We start from the raw sequence: 24,377 nt of genomic DNA, 5'->3' as shown, positions 1-24,377 counted from the left end.
TATTATTGTTTTTCTACTAGAATGACACCATCGGTGATGCGGTTAACAACAATAGGGGTTTTTTCATCGATAAATCCACTCATCGATTTGACTTCAATGATACGACCATTGATCTCGGCGTATCCTATTTGTGCTAATCGAGTTGTACTGACTCCTTTGTCGCCTTTCTGAATGCTTCTTGAAGCGCTATTGTCGACTTTCGAATTAATCTCTTTTTTCAGCGCTAGCTTGTCGAGCGTTTTCGATCGTATAAAGAAAACAAGAGATCCTATGCAGGCTACTGCCGATATGCCTAGTGTAATAAATCCACCGGCTACACCTAGATGGGTGAAAGCGTAATAATTGGCATACAAGATGCAGATACCGGCAGAAACACCGGCAAGACTAATGCCTGGAATCACAAAAAGCTCTACGAGGAATAATAGCACTGCTGCTAAAATGAGTACGGCAATAATAAGGATGTCCATAATTGGTGTTATTTGAGTTTACTTTTTTCAGCGTCACGTATCTTTTTTGCAAGTGTAGTCAATTCTTTTGACATTTGCAATACTCTTTGCTCTAAATCTAATATCGCCGGTGCTAGTTTCGCTTTATCGGCTTTATTCGATTGGCTATAGGCATTGCGCTGGCCTTCCAAACGAACTTCTTGTTGTTGTAAATCTTTGTCCAACTGCTGATATTGAAGAAACAGTTGCAGGGCTTTTGGCGATTGAAAATCTTCTTGCTGAGTATAAGTCTGACGATCATCAATGATGAATTCAAACTCTTTTTGATTCATTTTTTTAGGTTTATCCTTTTGCACTTCTTCCAATCGAGCTTTAGCTTGGGCAACTTCTTTTGGGTCTTTCCACGTTTCTTTTAATGAATGAATCTGAGCCAGACGGATTAGTTTACTTAGTTCCATCGATTCATAATTATAGACTTGTTTTGAAGAGTTAGGGATAAAGACATAAACACAAACCTTTCCTTCCGGTTGGTAGCGATCGGAAGCGAACCAGCCTAAATTGTTGTACTCGTCAATGACATACATATAGTCATTGAACGGAGAATTGAATGGCATTCCTACATTTTCCGGATTGAGGTAAGTGTCAGTATTGGTATTATATCTAGTCACATAAATATCGTATCCCCCGAGTCCTTCTCCATCGGTAGCATAATAGATGGTTACTCCATCGGTCATTACGAACGGATAATTTGTATTCCCAGAAGTGTTTATGCTCTCCGGTAGTTCTTTTCCTTTACTCCATTCGTCAAGTAATTTTGTCTGAGTATAGATGTTAAAGTTCTTTCTACCTTTATCGCTGTAATAAACTTTACTTCCAATTTCAGTTTCGTAAACCGTTCCCGGATGTGTTCCGTCGGTGTTCTGGAAATAGTCGTTATAAGTGAACAACTTTCCCGATTCCTCACTAATCTTGTACGTGCTTAAGAAGTCTTTTTTATCGACTACAAAACTGTCGATGATGCAGACGTCTTCTACACCTTTAAGCATGCGTAGGTCTGACCGACTCTTATCTAGAAGTTTTTCGGCTTCCTCAGTCGATTTTTTACGTTTGCTTAAGGCTTCAATATAATCCTCATAACAACCGATCGCATCTTCGAAGCGGTAGGTTGCGTGATAAGCTTGGGCCAGATAAAGTTCTCCTCCTGTCGTACGTCTTTTGATTGCCTTTTCAAAGTATGGGATCGCTTCTTCTGCCGCGTTGGTATTCAAACAACAGATGCCATACCAGAGATTATACAAACCGTTGTTGGGTTGCGATTTGACCTGTTTTAAAAAGATAGGTTTCGCTTTTTCATACTCTCCTTTATCTAAAAGAACCTTTGCTTGTTCTATATTTTGGGCAAAAAGGCCAACAGATAGTAGACAAAATAGTGATAAAATATATTTTCGTTTCATAGATTCTTGCTTATTGTTTCTTATTGTTCAAAATTACAAAAATATTAGAAACTATCCTTTTTTTCGTGATTCTATTATGTTAATTCTTCTTTAAATCGGTCTTTTGACGTACTTTTGCAATCGTTTTTTTTAAAGCTATGGGGAAATTTACAGAAGAAGATAAAGTGGTGCGTCGCATCGAGAAAAGGTTTAGTAAGGGGGTAGTCGAGTATGGGTTGATTGCCGATGGAGATAAAATTCTAATCGGTCTATCTGGTGGAAAGGATTCATTGGCCTTGGTCGAGTTGCTGGGGAAGCGTTCGAAGATTCATGTGCCGAAGTTTTCATTGGTGGCTGCTCATGTGATTATGAAAAACATCCCATATCGTAGTGATTTGGATTACCTGCGTGCACAATGCGAGGCGTACGATATCCCATTGGTCGTGTATGAAACGGAGTTTGATGCTTCGACCGATACCCGCAAGTCGCCTTGTTTCCTTTGTTCATGGAACCGAAGAAAGGCTTTATTTACAGTCGCTAAGGAGAATGGATGTAACAAGATTGCTCTTGGGCATCATATGGATGATATTCTTGAAACCCTCTTAATGAATCAGACCTTTCAGGGGAGTTTTGGCACGATGCCACCGTTGATGACGATCAAGAAGTTTGAGATGCAAATCATTCGACCGATGTGTCTGGTGCATGAAGCTGATCTTATTGAATTGGCTACTCTTCATCAGTATAGAAAACAAGTTAAGAATTGTCCTTTTGAGTCGGAGTCTAATCGTAGCGCCATAAAAGAGGTCTTCCGGCAGTTGGAACGTCTAAATCCCGAAGCGCGATATAGCTTGTGGAATAGCATGTCGAATATACAAGAAGAGTTTCTACCTGCTGTGGTGCGTAAAGATTAAACTGACGAAGTGATGAATAATGAACTAACGAAGTGATGAAAAGTTTATATACTATTGGATTATTGATGGTGTCGAATGTCTTTATGACGTTTGCATGGTACGGTCACCTTAAACTTCAAGATATGAAGTTGATTACTCATTGGCCATTGTGGACTGTCATCCTTTTCTCTTGGGGAATTGCTTTAGCAGAGTATTCTTGTCAAGTACCGGCCAATCGGATTGGATTTATAGGGAATGGTGGCCCTTTTACTTTATTACAACTTAAAGTGATTCAAGAAGTGATCACCCTCTCGGTGTTTACGCTTTTTACAACCTTACTTTTTAAAGGAGAGTCGTTGCAGTGGAACCATTTAGCAGCATTTGTCTGTTTGATCCTTGCGGTCTACTTTGTCTTCTTAAAATAAAGAACAAACGCCATTGGTGGGCGTTAAATAATAAACAGGATTTCCCCATTTGATGTTAAAAGAATCAAATGGGGAAATCTTGTTTATCGACGGAGTTGAGTTTATACTATAACCTTGGTCGACAGAGGTAAACTGTTGTTTGGATGGTCAAACTACTGTTTACTGATGTATTTTTTCATACCTTCGGTAAAGAAGGTTTGTAGTTGTCCGCTTTCGTCACTATAAATAAAGTAGGCTTCAATATCTTGATGAGCTTGAGTAAAGACTTTAGCTTCTTCTAATCCCATGACCATAAACGAAGTGGCTAAGGCATCGGCTGTCATGCAATTCTTTGCAACCACTGTCGACGATAGAATGCTGTGTTGCACCGGATAACCCGTGCGAGGATCGATGGTGTGTGCATACTTTTTCCCGCCTTTATAATAGAAATTCCGGTAATTACCCGAAGTCGCTATCGCAATATCCGACAATTCAAGTATGGTTTGTATGTCTTGGTTTACCGACAAAGAATCGTCAACCGGTTTGTTGATTCCTATTCGCCACGATTTCTCTTTGGGATTTTTACCCTTAACAACAACTTCACCACCAATATCGACCATATAGTTTGTGATGCCCTTTTTCTCTAAGTACTGAGCAATCACATCGACAGCATATCCTTTGGCTACAGCACTGCAATCGAGCATGGTGCGTGGATCGGTTTTAATGACTTTACCGTCGACTAGCCCCACTTTTTTAAATCCGACAAACTGTTTTAAACTGTCGATCATGAGTGAATCGGGAAATTGTCCCGCTTTAAAGCCAAAGCCCCACGCATTAACTAGAGGGGCGACAGTGATGTCGAAAGCACCATTGGTTTCTTCGGAGATCTGTTTCGAGAGGACAAAGCAATTCTGAAACAAGCTGTCGACCGTTATATCTTCATTGCGATTTACACGACTGATTACCGATTGTTCGTTGAAAGGAGAAAGTGAATGATCGAATCGTTTTAATTCCGCTTCAATCTCTAGTTTTAAGTCACCGTCGTATTGGTAAGTGATGTTGTAGACCGTTCCGAAGACCAATCCGTTGATGCTGTTATAAGGCGTTGCTTCATTTTTCTTCGTTAGAATCCAGATGGTTCCAAATAGAAGGATGACAAGCCAGATGAGATTTTTTTTTGTTTTCATATTTGAGCGTTTTATGCCTTAAAAGCAGAATGAACCTGCGAGATGTTATTGTAAAAAGAGATGCTCTATAAGAATTTTGGTGCCGATCGAAAATAGAATGATACCTCCCCAAAGCTCTGCACGTAGTTTTTTGGCATAGCCGCAACTACATTTTATGCCAAATAGTAAACCGATAATCGACAAGATAAACGATACCAGACCGATGATGAGGATTGGGGAGCTGATCATCGAAAATTGATTAATTCCGATAAATGCGAAAGATGCTCCGACAGCCATGGCATCAATACTCGTCGCGATTGACATGGTCAGGATAATCTTGGGATCTTTGGGATTAAACTCTTGACGGCATTCTTCATCTTTAAACGACTCGTTAATCATTCGTCCTCCAAGAATTGCTAAGATACCGAATGCAATCCAATGATCGATGTTTTGAATCAGGTGACTAAAAGAGCTCGCTCCTAACCAGCCTAAGAGAGGCATCAAAGCCTGAAAGAAACCAAACGAAAAGGCCATGATCAGAATCGGTTTCCATTGAATGCGTTTTAAAAAGATGCCGCTGGTGATCGATACGGCGAAACAATCCATTGCTAGTCCGATGGCAATTAGCCAAATTTCAAGTCCCGTCATGTGTAGTTTTGTCTGCTTTAAAAGGGTAGTTGATAAATAATAGAATAGGTGATGCCTAGGTTCGTCGTGGCATATTTGCCAAATCCCGGTACATACCACAAATTGCCAAAGTCGTTGGAAGATGCCGATAGCTTATGCTTCACTCTCAGTGCCCAACCCATATTCAAATTCTTATAAATGTTGATCTTTACCCCGGCTAAGACCTCTAGCCATTGCATTGATCCTTTTATGCCGGTTTGCTGAAAGGGAATGCTGCCTCCCCAAATCTCGTCTTGAAGAGGTGGGTTGTTGATCTGATCTTTCCAGATCGGGTCATTTTGTGGTAGTGAAGCAACATTGTAGTTGAATGAAGTAAAGGCATAACGAAATCCGACGTATAGAAAGTTCTTTTTATTTTTTTTCTTCGACATCGTGTTATAATCCATTCCGATACGAAAATATGGAGCGGATTTACTTTTGTAATGTATTCCCGTCTCATTCCAAGTATCGGCACCCCCCATCCCGAATTCTATGGCAGGTATGTATTTGTTTTTGAGATTAACTTTAAGGCTAACCTCCGAACTAAACTCCTCTGATCCCAATAGATAGGCACCCGGGCCAAACAAATCGACCCCTATGGAAAGTCCGTTAAAGAACGGAATACTATCAGGAACCACTACTTTTTTCTCCTCAACTTTCGGTGTAGTGCGTTTGTGCGGAACCTTGCGAGGTTGTTGTTGCTGAGCATACACCGATGTCCCGATGGTGAAAAAGAAAATGAAGCTAATCGCGATATTTATAGAATAGGTCCAAGTTTTTAATCTCATTGGTGTTGGCTTGATTATTTACAATTTTAGCTGATTCTAATTGTCTTATAGTCGATTCGTTTTTGCCGATGTTTACCTTTTCAATGGTTTGTTTCATGCTATAGCCACATTCCATCGATAGGAAATAAGGGGTATTTTTATGGATCACATACAAGGTGTCGACCTGGTTGGGCTGACGGGTATAGTCGTAGTGAAGAATAAAAGCTGTGGTGTCTTTGGTAAACCGCAAAGGCAACATCATGCTGTGAACTTTTTTCTGATTATTGATGATAATCTCATCGGTGCCTAACGCACGTACGGTAACCGAGTCCAAAGTGTCTGTCAAGACAGCTTGATTGTCGGGATTGATCTTATAAAGATTGCAATAGATCATGGGGCGACCGGACTCGGAACAATTGGTGTCTTCCGAACAAGAAGTGTTGATGCTTATGATACAACACGTGACTATTAAAGGTAGAACGACCCGGAGTAAATTCTTCATAAGTTGTAAAAACGATATAATGGGTTATTAAATCTTTTTCTCTATCTGATAATTATTTCTTTCCGGAGCATTCCGCGTGATGAGTTCACCCAAGAAACCGGCTAGAAAGAGTTGGGTACCAATGATCATCGCCGTAAGCGACAAGTAAAAATAAGGTGATTCTGTGACTAGGCGATAGGGCCATCCCTGATACATTGCATACAGTTTGCCTAATCCGACAATGGTGACTGCAAGAAAACCGAAAATGAACATCAATGAACCGAGCAGTCCAAAGAAGTGCATCGGTTTCACACCGAACTTCGACAAGAACCATAGTGATAGCAAGTCCAGATAGCCATTAATGAATCGGCTGAGTCCAAATTTAGTTTGACCGTATTTCCGAGCTTGGTGATGTACCACCTTTTCGCCTATCTTTGCGAATCCGGCATTCTTGGCTAGATAAGGGATATAACGATGCATCTCGCCATAAACCTCAATAGCTTTCACGACCTCATTACGATAAGCCTTCAACCCACAGTTAAAGTCGTGTAAGTTTTTAATTCCCGATATTTTGCGGGCCGTAGCATTGAATAACTTAGTCGGCAGTGTTTTGGAAATCGGATCATATCGTTTCTGTTTCCATCCGGAAACTAAGTCATATCCCTCTTTCATAATCATTCGATATAGTCCCGGAATCTCATCAGGACTATCTTGTAAGTCGGCATCCATGGTGATGACCACGTCGCCTTGTGCTTCCTCGAATCCGCAAAAAAGTGCCGGCGATTTTCCATAATTACGACGGAATTTGATGCCTTTTACGGTCGATGATTGTGCCTGCAATTGTTCTATTACGTCCCATGAGTGGTCGGTGCTGCCATCGTTTACAAAAATAACTTCATACGAAAAATTATTTTCTTTCATCACTTTTTCGATCCACTTATAAAGTTCCGGAAGAGATTCCTCTTCATTGTATAATGGAATGACAACTGATATATCCATCTTTATACTATTTTGTGAGTTGTTCGAGTTCGAGGTTATTCGTTAGTTGTAGGCTTTTTCATAATCACTAAAGCCGTTGGAAAAGCTAATATCGTGCCGAAAATTACATCCCACGACAAGAGTTGCATGGTGATGTCAATTGGTTTCAGCGTTTTAGCAGTTTCTATCATCTCTTCTATGATTTGTCTGTTGACTTCCATGCTTGGTGTATCGGTCAACATGGTGTTCCAGATTTGAGTATACGATTCGATGACATATCCTTGATCAATATATTCAAAATAGGCATAATGCGCAATCGCCACAAGCAGGGAGGCAAACATATACATCAACACCGTAAAGAAAAAGGCGTGTCCAAAAGATATTGCGCCCCGACAAATTTTATCTCTGTAAGTCTTTACAAAATAATAACCGATGAAAGGTATAATTAAAGTCAAAGCCAAAAAGAGTAGAGATAAAAAAGGAATAGTTAGTGCAAAAGGGAATAGAATGAACTTTAAGATCCAATAGATTCCGATGTATGTACCAAACTGCATGGCATATTTGTGTAAGTAATTCCTGCTATTTGTCATATGGTCAATAATTGTTATTATGGTTGCAAAGTTATAAATAATATTGCTTGCTAAGAGGTTTGTAGGTGTTTATTTGTGATTTTTTCTTTTTTTAGCTTTGATTGATTTCTTTTGAGGTTAGGGCATGAGTGCCCTCGAATTTAGCGTTTCGCAATCATTTGAAATGCAGATGTTTGCCGATTTTTATGATAAAAAGTTACTGTTTTTATTGCAGATTAAATATAAATAACTACCTTTGCAACCGCAAAACGGGTAAGTCCTATACGGCCAGCTCCCTTCAAATCCTCCAGGGCTTGATCGCAGCAAAGGTAGTCGGTTGTAGCGGCGCGATATAGTAAGCTTACCCACCCGCCTCTTTAGCTCAGTTGGCCAGAGCACGTGATTTGTAATCTCGGGGTCGTTGGTTCGAATCCGACAAGAGGCTCGAAAAAAAGAAGAATTGATTGAATCGATTCTTCTTTTTTTATGCCTTTGAAAGTAGTTGTTACAGATAACAGCTGAAGAAAACGGATCATACCTAAATCCTGAGGGATTGTCCTGTTAAGCATAAATTTTAGATAATCTGAATAAGAAGAATGCCACATCCCTGACTCCTCTTGCCGAGTCGTTTTTATAAACCTATCTTTTGGTCGCCTTGATATTAAATATCTTCTCTTAGAGTTGTATTTTTGATTTTTGCCGGTCATCTTGTCTTATTTTCTTTGATTTAATCATTCTCTGTTATCCGTTTATGCTCCCAAAAACTAAAAGACTATGATTAATAAATCCGACCACATACGCTAATCCTTTTCCTTGCGATAGCTAATTCGTTTGCCTATAGTGTTTCTTTCGTTAGCCTATGGTGTTTCTTTCGTTCGCCTATAGGCTAACGAAAAAGCCGTCGCAAGTTGACTATTTAGCCTTTGCCATCAAAAAAACTATGGATAAGAGGAAGTTATGTGTTAATAGAGCTTTGTTTTATCTTTGTCTTTTGATGGCTTTCAACGCCCAAAAAGAAAAGCCAAACAGAGGAGCTAACCGCGTATTATCAATCGGGTTGTCCTTGTTTGGCTGTAATCTGTTTTTAAGTTAGGCTTCTATCTTATAAACAAACGATGTGTTTGTTTATTTCAAGCGCTTGTAACCATATACGGCACGTTCACCAAGTTCTTCCTCGATACGGAGTAATTGGTTGTATTTGGCCATACGATCCGAACGACTTAATGATCCGGTTTTAATTTGTCCACTGTTGGTTGCTACAGCAATGTCGGCAATGGTTGCATCTTCAGTCTCTCCCGAACGGTGTGAAGTCACTGTGGTGTATCCGTGACGGTGAGCCATTTCGATAGCGTCGAGTGTTTCGCTGAGCGAGCCAATCTGATTAACCTTGATTAAGATAGAGTTGGCACAGTTCGTTTCGATACCACGACTTAGGAATTCAACATTCGTTACAAAGAGGTCGTCGCCAACGAGCTGGCAGCGTTTACCAATGCGTGCAGTCAGCTTTTCCCAGCCTTCCCAGTCGTTTTCACTCATACCATCTTCGATCGAATCGATTGGGAAATTGTTGATGAGGTGCTCAAGATAATCCACTTGTTCGTCGCTAGTTCGTCGTAGTCCTTTCTCGCCTTCAAATTTGGCGTAGTCGTATATGCCGTCTTTGTAAAACTCTGAAGCGGCACAGTCCATGGCGATAGTCACATCTTTTCCGGGTATATATCCTGCTAATTTGATTGCACATAGGATAGAGTTGATCGCATCTTCTGTACCTTCCAAGGTTGGAGCAAAGCCACCTTCGTCGCCGACTGCTGTACTTAGTCCACGATCTTTAAGCACTTTTTTCAAGGCATGGAAGACTTCGGCACCCATTCTCAATCCTTCTTTGAATGATGTTGCGCCAATGGGGCGAATCATGAATTCTTGGAAAGCGATAGGGGCATCGCTGTGCGATCCACCATTAATAATGTTCATCATCGGAACAGGCATCACGTAGGTGTTGGTTCCTCCAATATAACGATAGAGAGGGAGCTCTAGATAGTTGGCTGCTGCTTTGGCTACAGCAAGTGAAACGCCAAGAATGGCATTTGCACCGAGTTTCGATTTGGTTTTAGTACCGTCGAGCGCAAGCATGGCATGGTCAATTTCTCTTTGTTGGAGTGCAGACATGCCGATCAAATGTTTGGCAATAATCTTGTTCACATTATCGACCGCTTTTTGTACGCCTTTACCTAGATATCTTTTTTTGTCACCGTCACGAAGTTCTAAGGCTTCATGCTCGCCGGTTGATGCACCCGATGGTACGGAAGCGCGTCCTACTACGCCACATTCTAACATCACATCCACTTCAATGGTTGGATTACCTCTTGAATCCAAAATCTCCCGAGCTTTAATTTTTTCTATTCTCATTGTTTTTCGATTGTTTGTTAATAGTTAGCAAATATATGAATGAATACCTATTTATGAAATCGCTATGTGTAGGTATAGATTGCTTTTTTCATCCCTTTTTGTAGGGATGCAATCGAATATATAACAAAGGAAATGCCGGGATTGTTTCAATTAGATTTGCTTACCTAAATAGCCGCCGGCTAGAACCGCTACCAAACCAAGTCCTATGCTTAGTAGTGTATAAAGGATGAAGGTGCCGTAGAAATGACCTTCGATGAGGCTTAAGCCATCGTTTGAAAAGGTAGAGAAGGTGGTGAACCCTCCGCATAGCCCAACAGTAAGTAATAAGCGTAGTTCTAGCGAGAGGTTGAAACGTTCCGATAGGGAGTAGAATAGTCCGATTAATAGGCAACCGATGATGTTGACACAGAAGGTTCCCCATGAAAATGGAAACAGTGAAGTCGACATCTGTTTATTGATAAAGATCTGTGTCAAGTAACGTGCTGTACTTCCAATTCCACCGCCGATGAAAATATAAATCAGTTCTTTCATATCGTTCTGTATTTTACCGACTGCAAAGGTACTGTTTTTTATCGTTTTTCTCTATCGAATTTTCCCGAACATTGCTTGTAAGGAGTTTGTTTTATCTCTTGATGACTTTCCGTTGATCTACGCAAACGTTTTCGATGACTTCTTAAACGTTCTATTGATGGGGAAAAAGGTATTTTCACATAAGTAACTATCTTTGTCCTAATATAACTAACTATCTATTAATTCTTTTTATTCATAAACATGAAGAACCTAAGAACTTTAATCGCAACATTTATCTGCTTGCTGCTCTCTTTCTCAATGAGCACGATGGCTGTTGCTGAGAGTATTACTTCACCAAATGGTAATTTCAAACTGAACTTTACGGTTGATCAGCAAGGAGTACCGGTTTACGAACTTTCTTATAAAGGGAAAGAAGTGGTCAAACCGTCTAAATTGGGCTTGGAACTTAAGAATGATCCGGGATTGATGAACGGATTTTTATTGACCGAAGCTAAAACTTCTACATTCGATGAAACATGGACTCCGGTTTGGGGAGAAGTAAAACAGATTCGCAACCATTACAATGAATTGGCAGTAACGCTTAATCAAAAGGAACAAGATCGTCATATCGTGATTCGTTTCCGTCTGTTCGACGATGGATTAGGCTTCCGTTATGAGTTTCCTCAACAGAAAAATCTGAATTATTTTGTAATTAAGGAAGAACACTCGCAGTTTGCTATGGCGGGCGACCACAAAGCATTCTGGATCCCGGGGGATTATGATACTCAAGAATATGACTATACAGAATCTAAATTGTCTGAGATCAGAGGTTTGATGAAGAGTGCTGTTACTGAGAATGCTTCTCAGCAAACGTTCTCACCAACAGGGGTTCAAACTGCATTGCAAATGAAAACGGCTGATGGATTGTACATCAATCTACATGAAGCTGCTTTGGTGGATTACTCTTGTATGAATTTGAATCTTGATGATAAAAATATGATCTTTGAGTCATGGTTGACTCCGGATGCTGTAGGGGATAAAGGCTATATGCAGACGCCTTGTAAATCACCTTGGCGTACGGTCATCGTTAGTGATGATGCTCGCGAAGTGTTGGCTTCTAAAATGACCTTGAACTTGAATGATCCTTGTGCTTACAGCGATGTTTCTTGGATTAAACCGGTGAAATATATCGGTGTTTGGTGGGAGATGATCACCGGAAAGAGCACTTGGGCTTATACAGATGATGTTTACTCTGTGAAATTGGGTGAAACAGATTATGCGAAAACAAAACCAAATGGTCGTCACGCGGCTAATAATGATAAGGTAAAACGCTATATTGATTTTGCTGCGGCTAATGGATTCGATCAGGTTTTGGTGGAAGGCTGGAACGAAGGTTGGGAAGATTGGTTCGGAAAATCAAAAGATTACGTTTTTGATTTTGTAACGGCTTACCCTGATTTTGACGTGAAGATGTTGAATGCTTATGCGAAGAGCAAAGGGGTGAAGATCATGATGCATCATGAAACATCCGGATCGGTTCGTAACTATGAACGTCATATGGATAAGGCTTACCAGTTTATGGTAGACAATGGCTATAACGCTGTTAAGAGTGGATATGTAGGTAATATCATTCCTCGTGGTGAGCATCACTACGGACAATGGATGAATAACCATTATTTATATGCTGTGAAAAAGGCTGCGGAATATAAAATCTGTGTCAATGCTCATGAGGCTGTTCGCCCAACCGGATTGTGTCGTACTTATCCGAACTTGATTGGTAACGAGTCTGCACGTGGTACTGAATATGAATCATTTGGTGGAAACAAACCTTTCCATACAACAATATTACCTTTCACTCGTTTGATGGGTGGACCGATGGATTATACTCCGGGTATCTTGGATACTAAGATGACTTTCCTTACAGGTGACCATAGCTTTGTGCATACCACATTGGCTAAACAATTGGCGCTTTACTTAACTATGTATAGCCCATTGCAAATGGCTGCTGATCTACCTGAGAGTTATGAGCGTTATGCTGATGCTTTCCAGTTTATCAAAGATGTAGCAGTAGATTGGGACAACAGCAAGTATTTGGAAGCAGAACCGGGTGATTATATCACAGTGGCTCGTCAGGCAAAAGGTACCAACAACTGGTTTGTAGGCGGTATCACCGATGAGAATCCTCGTCAGTCGAACATTAAACTTGACTTCTTGACTCCTGGTAAGGTTTACGTGGCAACATTGTATGCTGATGGTAAAGATGCTGATTATATTAAGAAGGCGGATTCTTATCAGATTAAAAAGGGATTGGTGACTAGTAAATCTAAATTGTCTGTTCGCTTGGCTTCAAGTGGTGGCTTTGCATTAAGCTTGATTGAAGCAACAGCTGCCGATAAGAAGGCATTAAAGAAATTGAAATAAATATTTGTTTATTACTCTTGTGATGAAAAAGGGGCACTTCGTTTTGAAGTGCCCCTTTTTTAATAAATGACTATTTTGTTTGATTTTTTGTTAGCCTAATGTGTTTATCACTAGCTCTTTATTGCGTTTGATCGGATAGGTCTTTCCATAAAATTGGATGGTGGTATCCGGACCTTCAATGAGATTTACTTTAATTTCTTTCTGTCCGACTTGGATTTGGAATCCATATTCGCGGAAGTAAAGTTTGAAGGTGTAGTGATTCCATTTCTTGGGTATTACAGGGGCAAAACTTAATCCTTTAGTATTGATGGTCATACCGGCAAAACCTTGTACGATGACTAGCCAACTTCCGGCCATACTGGTGATGTGTAATCCTTGCTCTAGCTCGTTATTATAATCGTCGAGGTCAAGACGAGTCGCATGGAGGAAAAGCTTGTAGGCCTTTTCGACTTGTCCGATGCGAGCAGCTAAAATGGCATGCACAAAAGGAGAAAGAGACGATTCATGCACTGTACGCGGCTCGTAAAAGTCGAAATTCCGCTCGATAGTCTCTGTGTCGAATAGGTGTCCGAAAAGATACATCCCTAAAAGCACATCACTTTGTTTAATATAACATGAACGTAAGATGCGATCCCAAGACCAGTGTTGATTGATTGGGCGTTCGTTAGGGTCGATATCTTCAACGGTGTTTAGCTCTTTGTCGAAATAGCCATCATGCTGCACGATCACGTCCAACTCTTTATCTTGTGGTAAGTAGAGGTTGTCGATGATGTTTTGCCAATGGCTGATTTCTTCGGTTTGGAAATTTGTGATCCGACGGACATGGGCGTATTCTTCGGGATACTCTCTAGATACTTTCTCGAAATGTTGTATGGTCGAGAGTAGAGTCTGCATGCACGAAAAGTTGGTATACCAGTTGTTGTCGATATTGTTTTCATATTCATTTGGACCGGTTACTCCCAAAATGACGTATTGTTGTTTGGCTTGCGAGAAAGAGACTCGTTGAGCCCAAAAACGACAGATGGCAATGAGAACTTCTAAGCCGTATCGTGCCATATATTTTTCATCGCCGGTCATGATGACATATTGAAAAATGGCATAAGCAATGATATTGTTGCGATGAATCTCTTCGAAAGTAATTTCCCATTCATTATGACATTCGTCTCCATTGATGGTTACCATGGGGTAGAGGGCGGCTCCGTTTTTAAATCCGAGCTTTTTGGCGTTCTCTATGGCTTTATTGAGTTGATAATAACGATATAGCAATAGGTTACGGGCTTTCTCGTGCGGACTGGAGAGGAGGAAAAAGGGCACACAGCAGAGTTCGGTATTCCATTGGGTATTACCCCCATATTTTTCACCTGTAAAACCTTTTGGCCCAATATTTAGTCTGGAGTCATCTCCGCGGTAACTTTGATTGAGCTGGAAGATGTTGTATCGGATGCCTTGTTGCGCATCGTCGTCTCCGTCAATGATGACATCTGTTTCGTCCCAGATGGTTTGCCAAACTTTACGGTGTTCATCGACGATTTTATCCCATCCCATTTGTTTGGCCTCTTGACATTCGTTGATGGCCCGATCGACTAGGAGCTGGCGATCATAATAGAGTGAGGCAACAATTGAAGTGTATTTGATCAAGCTTAGACGATCATTGGGTTTTATCTCGGCACCGGTACTAAATCCAACGAGCTTTTCTTTTTCAATTTTAATGGGATTACTTCCCATTTCTTTACTGTTTCTAAAGAGTTGATAGGTCATGGCACAGCAGAGTTGCGAATCTTCTCTTTTGGTTTGAGTCCAAAGGTAAGCGTGATCGCTAGTCGTTTCTGTGCGTAAGATGTTCCACATTTTTTCGTTGAAGTTCGACATCTCATGCTTGACATCGCCATTGATATAAGGAACAAGTGAGATTTTTCCTTCATAATTGAGGGATGTGACGCTATATTTTATGGCACATAAGTTCTGGTTGGCCATACTATTGACGTGTTCGACGTGAATCGATAGTTTGTGGCCTTTCGGAGAAGTGACCTGAAAGTCTCGATAGGCGATGCCCGATTGCATATCAAGCCGTCTCTCGAATGTATCCACATCCCAAAGTGCCAAGTCTAGCTCTTCGTCGATGAGTCGTACATAGATACCGCTCCAATCCGGTGCATTTGGGATGCGAGAAAAGAAACGAGGATAACCGTTTTTCCACCAACCAACGCGAGTATGGTCTAAAAAGGTAATCCCGGCTACATACGATCCGGGAAGGGTGTCGCTACTATATGTTTCTTCAAAGTTACCCCGCTGACCTAGTCGCCCATTACCTAAACTGAAGATACTTTCCGATGACCGTAAATTATCGGCATGAAATTCGTCTTCAATGACTTGCCACACATCTGTTTTGAGGAATTTTCTCATGACCTGTTCGTTGTTTTGACTATTGAGTGGGAAAGGTACAAAAAAATAATGCATCGGATGAAATAAACGATGCATTATTTTAATATTTATACACTAATCTGCTTTACTTCTTTTCTGTATGGGCAGTGGTTTCTTTAATGAAATGAACGCATACTGCACCAATGATAAGTAGCACGCCGGCAAGTACAAGCATGTCTACTTGTCGTCCGCCAATGAGTCGTAAAAGACTACCGCCTAGTACAGCTGCTGCAATTTGTGGAATGCAAATGGTACCATTGAAGAGTCCAAGGTAAGCTCCCATATTTTTTCCTGATATGGAATTGGTCAAGATGGTGAATGGAAGGGCTAACATAGCTGCCCATGCACAACCGATCAGTAGATAAGAACCAAAGAGTAAATACTGGTTCGTTAAGAATAAGGTGGATATAAAACCGATTCCTCCCAAAATCAAACTTAGGGTGTATGCGATTTTTCGTGATTTAAATAGAGGTAATACTACGGCCCAAACGACCGATCCAATGGCTTGTACGGCAAATAATACGCCAACCCAGTTGCCGGCTTCTTGGTAATGAGCCGATTGCACGTCTGTGGTGTTCCATACCGTATCGGCTATGGCGCCATTGGTGTAGGTCCACATATACATGAAGGCGGCCCAACAGAAGAACTGAACCAGACCGACAGTCCAGAATACTTTTGGAGCATGACGTAATAGAGAGAAAAAATCGGTCTTTTCTTGCTTTTCACCGGCGGTGATCCCGTGAAACTCTTCAAATTCTTTTGGAGGCATCTCTTTGACTTTGACTGTCGTATAAATGACGCACAAAATCAAGATTGCTGCACCAATGTAGAAGGAATAGATTACAGAGTCTGGAATCATTCCTTTATCGGCTATATTACTGATGCCAATCCAAGTGAAGATAAAAGGGAAGAGGTAGCCAACCAAACTTCCGGCATTACACAGGAAGCTTTGAATGGAGTAAGCCAGACCTTTTTGTTTCTCGTTGACCATATCGCCGACCAACATCTTAAAAGGCTGCATAGCCATGTTGACCGATGTGTCTAGAAACATGAGTGCTACTAATCCAAAAACCATGGCGGTGGAAACCGTCATTCCAAAGCTACCGGAATTGGGTAAAAGGCACATCACGATGACTGCAATTAGGGTGCCTATGAATAAATAAGGAATCCGTCGGCCAAATCGTGTCCAGGTCTTATCACTAGCTGACCCGACAATGGGTTGAATAATGATTCCTGCCAAAGGCGGGAGAATCCAGAAATAACTGAGGTTATGAGGATCGGCTCCCAAGGTCGCAAAAATTCGACTAATGTTAGCACTTTGTAGGGCATACGCAATTTGTACACCGAAAAAACCAAAGCTGATGTTCCACAGCTTCCAAAAACTTAAATCTGGTTTTACTTTCATGGTGTTAATAGTTACCTCATGTTTTTTCTCGTCCTGTGTTTGTGAATGGCATGAGGATGATTAATAGGTTAATTATTTATTGTTTTTTTATTCTTAATTTGATCGTTTTATTTGGTTGTTCCTCTGACCACAAGATTGGTTCGCACAATTCTGTTTGTTTTCTTAGAATCGGTGTTTTCTTCGAGTTTATCGATGAGGAGATTAATAGCACTGCGACCGACTTCTTCACCGTGTTGTTCAACTGTGGTGAGTTTGGGATCGGTACTTTGAGCTATCGCTCCATCTGTAAATCCACATATTGAAACCTCTTCAGGTACTTTCAACCCAACGAGTTTGCAAGAGTATAAAATTCCAGATGCTGTTTCGTCATTGATGGCAAAGAATCCGTCTGGTCTGTCGGGTGCTTCTAAGAGGTCTGGAGTGATCGCAATGGCTTGCTCGCGGGTGTCACAAAGCTTAATCATATTCTCATTAACCGGAATACGATACTTCTTCATGGCATCTAAGTAGCCGTTTTTTCTATTTTTGGTAATCTCGAGATGAGGTGAAGCCCCATAAAAGAAAATCCGTTTACAGCCGGTTTGAATCATATACTCTACAGCTGCGAATGCTCCTGCATAATCGTCGACGACCACGCGCTCGGTATTAATGCCGGTACAGATTCTATCGTAAAAAACGATCGGAATATTGTTGTCTATCAACTTCTGATAATGATCGTATTTAGAGGTGTCTTTAGCTAATGAAGTAATGACTCCGCAAACACGTGCTGCCAAAAAAGATTGGGTAATTCTGACTTCATTGTCATATTGCTCATTGCTTTGTGCTACAAGAATATTATAGCCTTGCTTAGCCGCAATTTCTTCTATTCCACTTAATACGCAGGAGAAGAAATGATGGACTAATTGCGGAATGATGACCCCGATAGTATTGGAACGACTTGTACGTAGGTTTAATGCCAATACGTTGGGCTGGTAATTGTGCTCCTTGGCGTATTTATGCACTGCATCTCTCGTCTCTTGGCTAATGTCGGGATTATTCTTCAAAGCTCTCGATACGGTAGACGGCGATACACCTAGTTCGCGGGCAATATCTTTGATAGTAATCTGTGCTTTCTTCATAATGGTATTGAGTTTCAGCCAAAGGTACTTATTTTTGAGAATATTTTGATATAAACAGTGTTTACTTACTCTCTCTATTTGCAAAAATAAACGAAGCTTTTATTGTATGACTTCGTTTTTGTTATTTCTGTCTTTTAATGAAACGCAAACGTTTGCATTTTGCGTTATTGCTTCTCTTTTTAAATCGTGCGGAACTGGATGATCTGGATTGTTCGTTGATTTGTTGATTTCTAGCTTAACTTTTTTATCTAAAAATTGTTATTACATAATGTAGGCGTACATATTATTAATATAATCTTTCTTTACAGAGCTGTTTAGTGCAAACGATTGCAAGTATGCAATAGCCGTTTTTATGTGTTTTGTGTATTGATAAATAGGTATATATCATATTTTTGTCCCGAATGTAACGCATATACGGCTTATAGAAGCCTTTTGATGTGCAAAATTTTGAGAAATTATTAATATTATATTGTTAACTTTAATTTTTAAGATGCATGAAGCAAGTTAATCTTAGAATCTTTCGAATGATTCTTCCCTTGTTATTAGGGCTATTCTTGTCAGTAGGTGCTTATGCGCAGCAGATCACAGTCAAAGGACATGTGAAAGATGCGACGGGCGAGCCTATCATTGGTGCGAATGTTCTTGTAAAAGGAACAACGACGGGTACAATAACAGACTTTGATGGAAACTTTACTTTAAATGCTCCTCAGAACGCTACTTTATCCATAACTTTTGTTGGTTATAAAAATGTAGAAATTAAGGCTGCAAAGTCGGTTATGGTAATTATGGAAGATGATTCACAAGTCTTGGATGCGGTTGTGGTTATTGGTTACGGTACAGTTAAGAAGAATGATATGACTGGTTCTGTAACTGCTATTAAACCTGATAAAATTAGTAAAGGTATTACTACAAGTGCACAAGACATGATGACAGGTAAAATTGCCGGTGTGAATGTCGTTTCTAGTGGTGGTACTCCTGGTGGTGGTGCTACAATTCGTATTCGTGGTGGTTCTTCTTTGAACGCAAGTAATGATCCGTTGATCGTTATTGATGGATTGGCTATGGATAATGACGGAGTAAAAGGCTTGTCAAACCCATTGTCATTGGTTAATCCTAACGATATTGAAACGTTTACTGTTTTAAAGGATGCTTCTGCTACAGCAATCTATGGTTCACGTGCATCAAATGGTGTTATCATCATCACAACCAAGAAAGGTAGTGCAGGTTCTGCACCTAAGGTCTCTTATGATGGTAACGTATCGGTCGGTTTCTTGAAAAGTAAAATGGATGTAATGACTGGTGATGAGTACCGTAAATATGCAACAGCGGTGTTTGGCGAAGGCAATTTACCTTACGCATTGGGTACTGCTAATACAAATTGGCAAGATTTAATTTATCAATCAGCGTTTAGTCACGATCATAACTTAACGGTTTCTGGTGGTTTGAAAAATATGCCTTATCGTTTCTCTTTGAGTTATACAAATCAAGAGGGTATTCTTAAAACATCTAGCTTTGACCGCTTAACTGCTTCTATGAATCTAGCTCCGGCTTTCTTTGATAACTACTTAAAGTTTAATATCAATGCAAAGGCGATGTTTGCTAGAAATCAATATGCTGATGGTGGTGCTGTTGGCGCTGCTGCTACAATGGATCCTACTCGTCCGGTAATGGATAACTCGTTAACAACAATGGGAGGTTATTTCCAATGGACAAATCCTGCTGAATTTAATGATCCGAATTGGCTTCTTACAAATAATTCTTTAGCTACTCAAAATCCAGTAGCTCTTTTGAATCTAAAAAATGATAAAGCGAATTCTAAAAGTTTTATTGGAAATATCGAAGCTGACTATAAATTCCATTTCTTACCCGATTTACGTCTCCATGGAAATTTAGGTGCTGACTATTCTGAAGGTGATCAACATACTGTTAATTCTAAATATTCATTTTCGAATAATTATTATGGATGGGATGCTACTGCATATGAATATAAATATAACATTTCTGGTAATATCTATATGCAGTATATGAAAGAATTCAGACATCAAATGATTGATGTAATGGTTGGAGCCGAGCAACAACATTTTAAACGTCAAGGTTTTACTTTAGGACAAGGTACTAATCCTCTTACTGGTGATGCTAAAGACTTGAAAACAAAATCTAATACTGCTTATGCTTACCATTCATCTCTTGTGTCATATTTTGGTCGTGTAAACTATACCGTGTTGGATCGTTACTTATTAACAGCAACTGTTCGTCGTGATGGTACTTCGCGCTTTTCTAATGCCAATGGTAATCGTTGGGGTACTTTCCCATCAGTTGCTTTAGGGTGGAAGATTAAAGAAGAAAGCTTCTTAAAAGAAGTGTCTGTATTGTCTGATCTGAAGCTTCGTTTAGGATGGGGTGTTACAGGTCAGCAAAACGTAAATGACAATGACTTTCCTTATTTGCCACAATACATTATTAATAAGGATGGCGCTTACTATCCAATCGGTGATGAGTTTTTACCGACTTCTCGTCCTAAAGAATATAACAGTAAATTGAAGTGGGAGCAAACCTCTACATGGAATGCCGGATTAGATTTCGGATTCTTGAATGGCCGCATTGCTGGTACGGTGGATTACTATTATCGTAAAACAAAAGATTTGATTAACTCTGTTAAAGTTGCTGCTGGTACAAACTTCAACACAGAGGTGTTAAGCAACATTGGTTCTTTGGAAAATCAGGGTATCGAATTTGCAGTTAATGCAAAACCGATCGTAACGAAAGATTTTGTTTGGGACTTGGGATATAACATTACTTATAATAAGAATAAGATTACAGAACTAACAGGTGGACAAGATCCAAGTTATTATGTAGCAACAGGTGGTATCTCTAAAGGTACTGGAAATACAATTCAAGCTCATAAAGTAGGGTATCCTGCTTCTTCATTCTATGTTTATCAACAAGTTTACGATGTAAATGGTAAGCCATTGGAAAATCAGTTTGTGGATAGAAATGCTGATGGACAGATTGATGATAAAGATCGTTATATTTATAAAAAACCGACTGCTGATGTAACAATGGGTTTAACTTCGAAGATGACTTATAAATCGTTCGACTTAAGTATTGCATTGCGTGCTAGCTTGAATAATTATGTTTATAATGATGTGTTAGCTAATCAAGCGAATGTGGGTGAAACCGGATTATGGTCTACCTCAGGATTCTATTCAAATCGTCCTTTAGAAGCTTTAAGATTAGGCTTTGAAGGTAAGGGTGATTACTTTAAGTCAGATTACTTTGTACAAAATGCTTCTTTCGTTCGTTGTGATAACATTACGTTAGGTTATTCATTTAAGAACTTGTTGAAATCTAGTACATATGGTTATAAAGGAATGCAGGGACGCGTTTTTGCAACAGTACAAAATCCATTCGTTATAACTAAATATAAAGGTCTTGATCCTGAAGTTTATGGAGGTATTGATAATAATATTTATCCACGTCCTACTACAGTATTGTTGGGTGTTAGCCTTCAGTTTTAATTCGTTTAATTTTAATAAGATACTATTATGACATTTAAATATTTAAAATCATTGATTCCTGCGGCAGGCATGGTGTTGGTTTTAGGAACGACATCTTGTGTAAACGAATTGGATATAAGTCCTATTAATCCGCAGGTAAATACAGACTTTGTTCAAGATGAAGTTTTTGTAAAAGTGTACGCCACTTTAGGATTGACAGGTCAAGAAGGTCCTGCTGGTTCTGGTGATGTTGCCGGCATAGATGAAGGAACTTCGGCTTTCTATCGTTTGATTTCAGTAGCTAACGAGAACCCAACTGATATGGTTCATTGTTGCTGGGGGGATCCAGGTATACCGGAATTTAATAATATTGCATGGGGAGCTTCTGATAATAAAATCGAAGGATTATATGGTCGTTTGAATTTTGATGTGACTTTGTGTAATCACTTCTTGGAGAAGACAGAAGGTTTAACTGATGATAAGAGTGTAAAACAGCGTGCAGAGGTACGTTTTATGCGTGCATTGAATTTGTATTATTTGATGGATTTATATGGAAACGTTCCGTTCTCTGAAACCGTATCGGAAAAGTTGCCTGAACAAATTAAGCGCGCAGACTTATTTAAATATATTGAGCAAGAACTTAAAGCTATTGAACCGGACATGTATGAGCCAATGCAAGCGCCTTTTGGACGTGCAGATAAAAGTGCAACATGGTTCTTACTTTCTCGTATGTATCTAAATGCAGAAGTTTATACAGGTACTGCACAATGGGGTGATGCTATTACTTATGCAAATAAGGTGATTAAAGAAAGTGGACGTTCATTGTGTGAGAATTATGCTCAGCTGTTTATGGCCGATAATGATCAAAATCTAAAGGCTAGAAATGAAATTATTTTCCCGATTCGTCAAGACGGTATCATGACTCGTTCTTATGGTGGTTCGTTGTATGTTATTGCTTCGACTCATACAAACGGTATGAATTCTTGGGGAACTTCAGAAGGTTGGGGTGGTATTCGCGCTCGTAAAACACTGATCGATAAATTCTTTGTTAACACTCCTGTTCCTATGGATGCTGATGAAGTCGGAATGGTGGCTGCCGCTAAGGACGACCGTGCGTTATTCTTTGCTGGTGGGGATCGTAAATTGGAAATTGAAAATGTTAATGGTTTTAAAGATGGACTTTCTCTAGCTAAATGGAGTAATGCACGTTCGGATGGCAAAGCTTCTAGAGATCCGAAATTTACAGATACAGATGTGCCTTTCTTTCGTTTGGCTGAGGCTTACTTAACTTTGGCTGAAGCTACTCTACGTAATGGTGGAGATCAGAAAGTGGCTCTTGATGCGGTTAATGAATTGCGTAATCGTGCACATGCTTCTACTTTTGCAACAATCAACTTGGGTATGATTCTAGATGAAAAAGCGCGTGAGTTCTACTTTGAAGGTCAACGTCGTACAGATTTGGTTCGTTACGATTATTTCACAACGAATAAGTATCTTTGGGAATGGAAAGGTGGAGAGAAGGCTGGTACAGCCGTAAATTCGAAGTTTAATATATATCCTATTCCTGCGTCAGATTTAAATGCTAATAAGAAGTTGGTTCAAAATCCTGGTTATTAATGGGTGTCTTACGATTAACAAATAAGAAGATGAAAAATATATATAGTATTTTATTCCTTTTAGCAGCTTTGATTGGATTCTCAAGCTGCGAAAGTGATCGGGATTCTAATCCTGCATTGAATGTTCCAGATTCGTTTGTTTTAAATACACCTGCTTATGTGTCGGGAGTATATGATTTGAAAAACACTCAATCTGTGTTATTAACTTGCACTCAGCCTGATTATGGGTTTACTGCTGCAACAACTTACAAGGTTCAAGTCTCTTTGAGTCAAGACTTTGCGACAAGCTACACTTTACCTACTACTTATAATACAGCAAAAATGTATGTATTAGGAAATGAGTTTGCTATTGGAGTTTGTACTTTAATGGTTGATGCTAAGGGATATGATGAAAATAATTTCCCAACAACCAATATTCCTATCTATGTACGTTTGGTGGCTAACTTGGGATCGGTTAATGCTGTGGTTAACTCTAATGTTATTGAATTGCCTCAAGTTAAACCGTTCTTTGCTCTTCCTCCAATGAAGAATATTGAAACGATGTATCTTAATGGTGCTATTTTGGGAGATGCTGATTGGAATAAGAGTGTTGCTATGGTTCCTGTTCATTCTAATGTTGGTAAGTTCTGGACAATTCAATATTTTGGAACGACTAGTGGAGATCCCGTATCTATTAAGTTTAACTCAGTTAAGGATGATAACGAAGGCACTCCATTTAGTGTGAATGCGCAAATTGACGAGGCTTCTAAAACATTAGCTGGTATTACGACCAACAACAGTAAATTGACTGTAGGTAAACCGGGTTGGTATTTGGTTGTTGCTACAGCTACAATCAATGGCCGTACTTATGACTATAAACTCGAATTTTTGGAACCTAAGGTTTATTTGATCGGTCCTACTACCGGAGGATGGGACATCAAGGAAGAAAATGCATTTGCCAAACCGGCTGCTCTTCCGGGAGAATTTGTATCACCAGCATTTACTGCAGGTGGAGAATTGCGTATGTGTATTAAGCTGGATAACATTGATTGGTGGAAAACGGAGTTTATTGTTCGTGCCGGAAAGATTGAATATCGTGGAGCCGGAGGTGACCAAGAACCTAGAATTCAAGTGACGGCAGGTCAGAAAGTATATTTGAATTTCCCAGGACTAACAGGCTCAATCAAATAATGATTTAAAACAA

19 protein-coding genes and 1 tRNA gene are annotated in these 24,377 nt (G+C 39.8%); 7 read left to right on the top strand and 13 right to left on the bottom strand.

Translation table 11 applies throughout. The annotated features are described in order from the left end of the window. Positions 1-2: 2 nt before the first annotated feature. A complete protein-coding gene (locus AC4PG5_RS06865) occupies positions 3-467 on the bottom strand; it encodes an NfeD family protein (protein WP_492028215.1) in 465 nt (154 codons plus the stop codon). 8 nt (positions 468-475) lie between these two features. Then, positions 476-1,900 (bottom strand): tetratricopeptide repeat protein, encoded by a 1,425-nt coding sequence (locus tag AC4PG5_RS06860; protein ID WP_492028214.1) that lies wholly within the window; start codon positions 1,898-1,900, stop codon positions 476-478. 137 nt (positions 1,901-2,037) lie between these two features. Here AC4PG5_RS06860 and AC4PG5_RS06855 point away from each other — a divergent pair, with 137 nt between their 5' ends. Continuing rightward, positions 2,038-2,790: a PP-loop family protein gene (locus AC4PG5_RS06855; RefSeq protein ID WP_492028213.1), complete on the top strand. Its 753-nt coding sequence runs from the start codon at positions 2,038-2,040 to the stop codon at positions 2,788-2,790. A gap of 35 nt (positions 2,791-2,825) precedes the next feature. Next, entirely contained in the window at positions 2,826-3,194 is a 369-nt protein-coding gene (locus tag AC4PG5_RS06850) for a DMT family protein (RefSeq protein WP_492030708.1), read from the top strand. Positions 3,195-3,346: 152 nt separating this feature from the next. On the opposite strand, the gene AC4PG5_RS06845 is transcribed toward AC4PG5_RS06850, so the two are convergent. From AC4PG5_RS06845 to AC4PG5_RS06820, 6 genes are read right to left on the bottom strand one after another with little or no spacing between them, the layout of a single operon-like run. Beyond that, complete coding sequence (locus AC4PG5_RS06845; protein WP_492028212.1) at positions 3,347-4,360, bottom strand: FAD:protein FMN transferase; 1,014 nt, start codon at positions 4,358-4,360, stop codon at positions 3,347-3,349. A gap of 45 nt (positions 4,361-4,405) precedes the next feature. After that, positions 4,406-4,987: a manganese efflux pump MntP gene (locus AC4PG5_RS06840; RefSeq protein ID WP_492028211.1), complete on the bottom strand. Its 582-nt coding sequence runs from the start codon at positions 4,985-4,987 to the stop codon at positions 4,406-4,408. Positions 4,988-5,004: 17 nt separating this feature from the next. Next, the gene (locus tag AC4PG5_RS06835) at positions 5,005-5,793 is read right to left on the bottom strand and encodes a DUF6048 family protein (RefSeq protein ID WP_492028210.1); all 789 of its coding nucleotides are present in this window, start codon (positions 5,791-5,793) and stop codon (positions 5,005-5,007) included. After that, positions 5,750-6,274 carry a DUF6452 family protein gene (locus tag AC4PG5_RS06830; protein WP_492028209.1) on the bottom strand — a complete coding sequence of 175 codons (525 nt, stop codon included), beginning with the start codon at positions 6,272-6,274 and terminating at the stop codon, positions 5,750-5,752. Before AC4PG5_RS06830 ends, AC4PG5_RS06835 begins: the two co-directional genes overlap by 44 nt. Positions 6,275-6,301: 27 nt before the next feature. Next, positions 6,302-7,252, bottom strand: a complete 951-nt coding sequence (locus AC4PG5_RS06825) for a glycosyltransferase family 2 protein (protein ID WP_492028208.1) — start codon at positions 7,250-7,252, stop codon at positions 6,302-6,304. A 35-nt stretch (positions 7,253-7,287) separates the two neighbouring features. Then, positions 7,288-7,821: a DUF4199 domain-containing protein gene (locus AC4PG5_RS06820; RefSeq protein WP_492028207.1), complete on the bottom strand. Its 534-nt coding sequence runs from the start codon at positions 7,819-7,821 to the stop codon at positions 7,288-7,290. Between the two features lie 350 nt (positions 7,822-8,171). Here AC4PG5_RS06820 and AC4PG5_RS06815 point away from each other — a divergent pair. After that, a tRNA-Thr gene (locus AC4PG5_RS06815) sits at positions 8,172-8,245 on the top strand. 680 nt (positions 8,246-8,925) lie between these two features. On the opposite strand, the gene eno is transcribed toward AC4PG5_RS06815, so the two are convergent. Together eno and crcB are read right to left on the bottom strand one after the other, a co-directional pair. Then, positions 8,926-10,206, bottom strand: a complete 1,281-nt coding sequence (eno, locus tag AC4PG5_RS06810) for a phosphopyruvate hydratase (protein ID WP_492028206.1) — start codon at positions 10,204-10,206, stop codon at positions 8,926-8,928. A gap of 150 nt (positions 10,207-10,356) precedes the next feature. Next, the gene (crcB, locus tag AC4PG5_RS06805; RefSeq protein WP_492028205.1) at positions 10,357-10,737 is read right to left on the bottom strand and encodes a fluoride efflux transporter CrcB; all 381 of its coding nucleotides are present in this window, start codon (positions 10,735-10,737) and stop codon (positions 10,357-10,359) included. Positions 10,738-10,977: 240 nt separating this feature from the next. Here crcB and AC4PG5_RS06800 point away from each other — a divergent pair, with 240 nt between their 5' ends. Continuing rightward, positions 10,978-13,137 (top strand): glycoside hydrolase family 97 protein, encoded by a 2,160-nt coding sequence (locus AC4PG5_RS06800; RefSeq protein ID WP_492028204.1) that lies wholly within the window; start codon positions 10,978-10,980, stop codon positions 13,135-13,137. 90 nt (positions 13,138-13,227) lie between these two features. Here AC4PG5_RS06800 and AC4PG5_RS06795 read toward each other — a convergent pair whose 3' ends face one another. The 3 genes from AC4PG5_RS06795 to AC4PG5_RS06785 all read right to left on the bottom strand — a co-directional run bounded on the left by AC4PG5_RS06795 (position 13,228) and on the right by AC4PG5_RS06785 (position 18,084). Continuing rightward, on the bottom strand, positions 13,228-15,540 hold the full coding sequence (locus tag AC4PG5_RS06795; protein ID WP_492030707.1) for a family 65 glycosyl hydrolase domain-containing protein: 2,313 nt from the start codon (positions 15,538-15,540) through the stop codon (positions 13,228-13,230). A gap of 103 nt (positions 15,541-15,643) precedes the next feature. Further along, positions 15,644-16,963, bottom strand: a complete 1,320-nt coding sequence (locus tag AC4PG5_RS06790; protein WP_492028203.1) for an SLC45 family MFS transporter — start codon at positions 16,961-16,963, stop codon at positions 15,644-15,646. A gap of 107 nt (positions 16,964-17,070) precedes the next feature. Next, positions 17,071-18,084: a LacI family DNA-binding transcriptional regulator gene (locus AC4PG5_RS06785; RefSeq protein WP_492030706.1), complete on the bottom strand. Its 1,014-nt coding sequence runs from the start codon at positions 18,082-18,084 to the stop codon at positions 17,071-17,073. 491 nt (positions 18,085-18,575) lie between these two features. On the opposite strand from AC4PG5_RS06785, the gene AC4PG5_RS06780 reads away from it, so the two are divergent. From AC4PG5_RS06780 to AC4PG5_RS06770, 3 genes are read left to right on the top strand one after another with little or no spacing between them, the layout of a single operon-like run. Beyond that, positions 18,576-21,599: a SusC/RagA family TonB-linked outer membrane protein gene (locus tag AC4PG5_RS06780; protein WP_492028202.1), complete on the top strand. Its 3,024-nt coding sequence runs from the start codon at positions 18,576-18,578 to the stop codon at positions 21,597-21,599. A gap of 27 nt (positions 21,600-21,626) precedes the next feature. Continuing rightward, positions 21,627-23,195 (top strand): RagB/SusD family nutrient uptake outer membrane protein, encoded by a 1,569-nt coding sequence (locus AC4PG5_RS06775; protein ID WP_492028201.1) that lies wholly within the window; start codon positions 21,627-21,629, stop codon positions 23,193-23,195. Between the two features lie 29 nt (positions 23,196-23,224). Next, positions 23,225-24,364, top strand: a complete 1,140-nt coding sequence (locus AC4PG5_RS06770; protein ID WP_492028200.1) for a SusF/SusE family carbohydrate-binding protein — start codon at positions 23,225-23,227, stop codon at positions 24,362-24,364. Positions 24,365-24,377 lie beyond the last annotated feature (13 nt).

The sequence above is a fragment of the Bacteroides sp. QWL-09 genome (genome assembly GCF_058683585.1).
The sequence above is the reverse complement of the archived record's forward strand: the minus strand, read 5'-3'. Positions and strand labels throughout refer to the sequence as shown.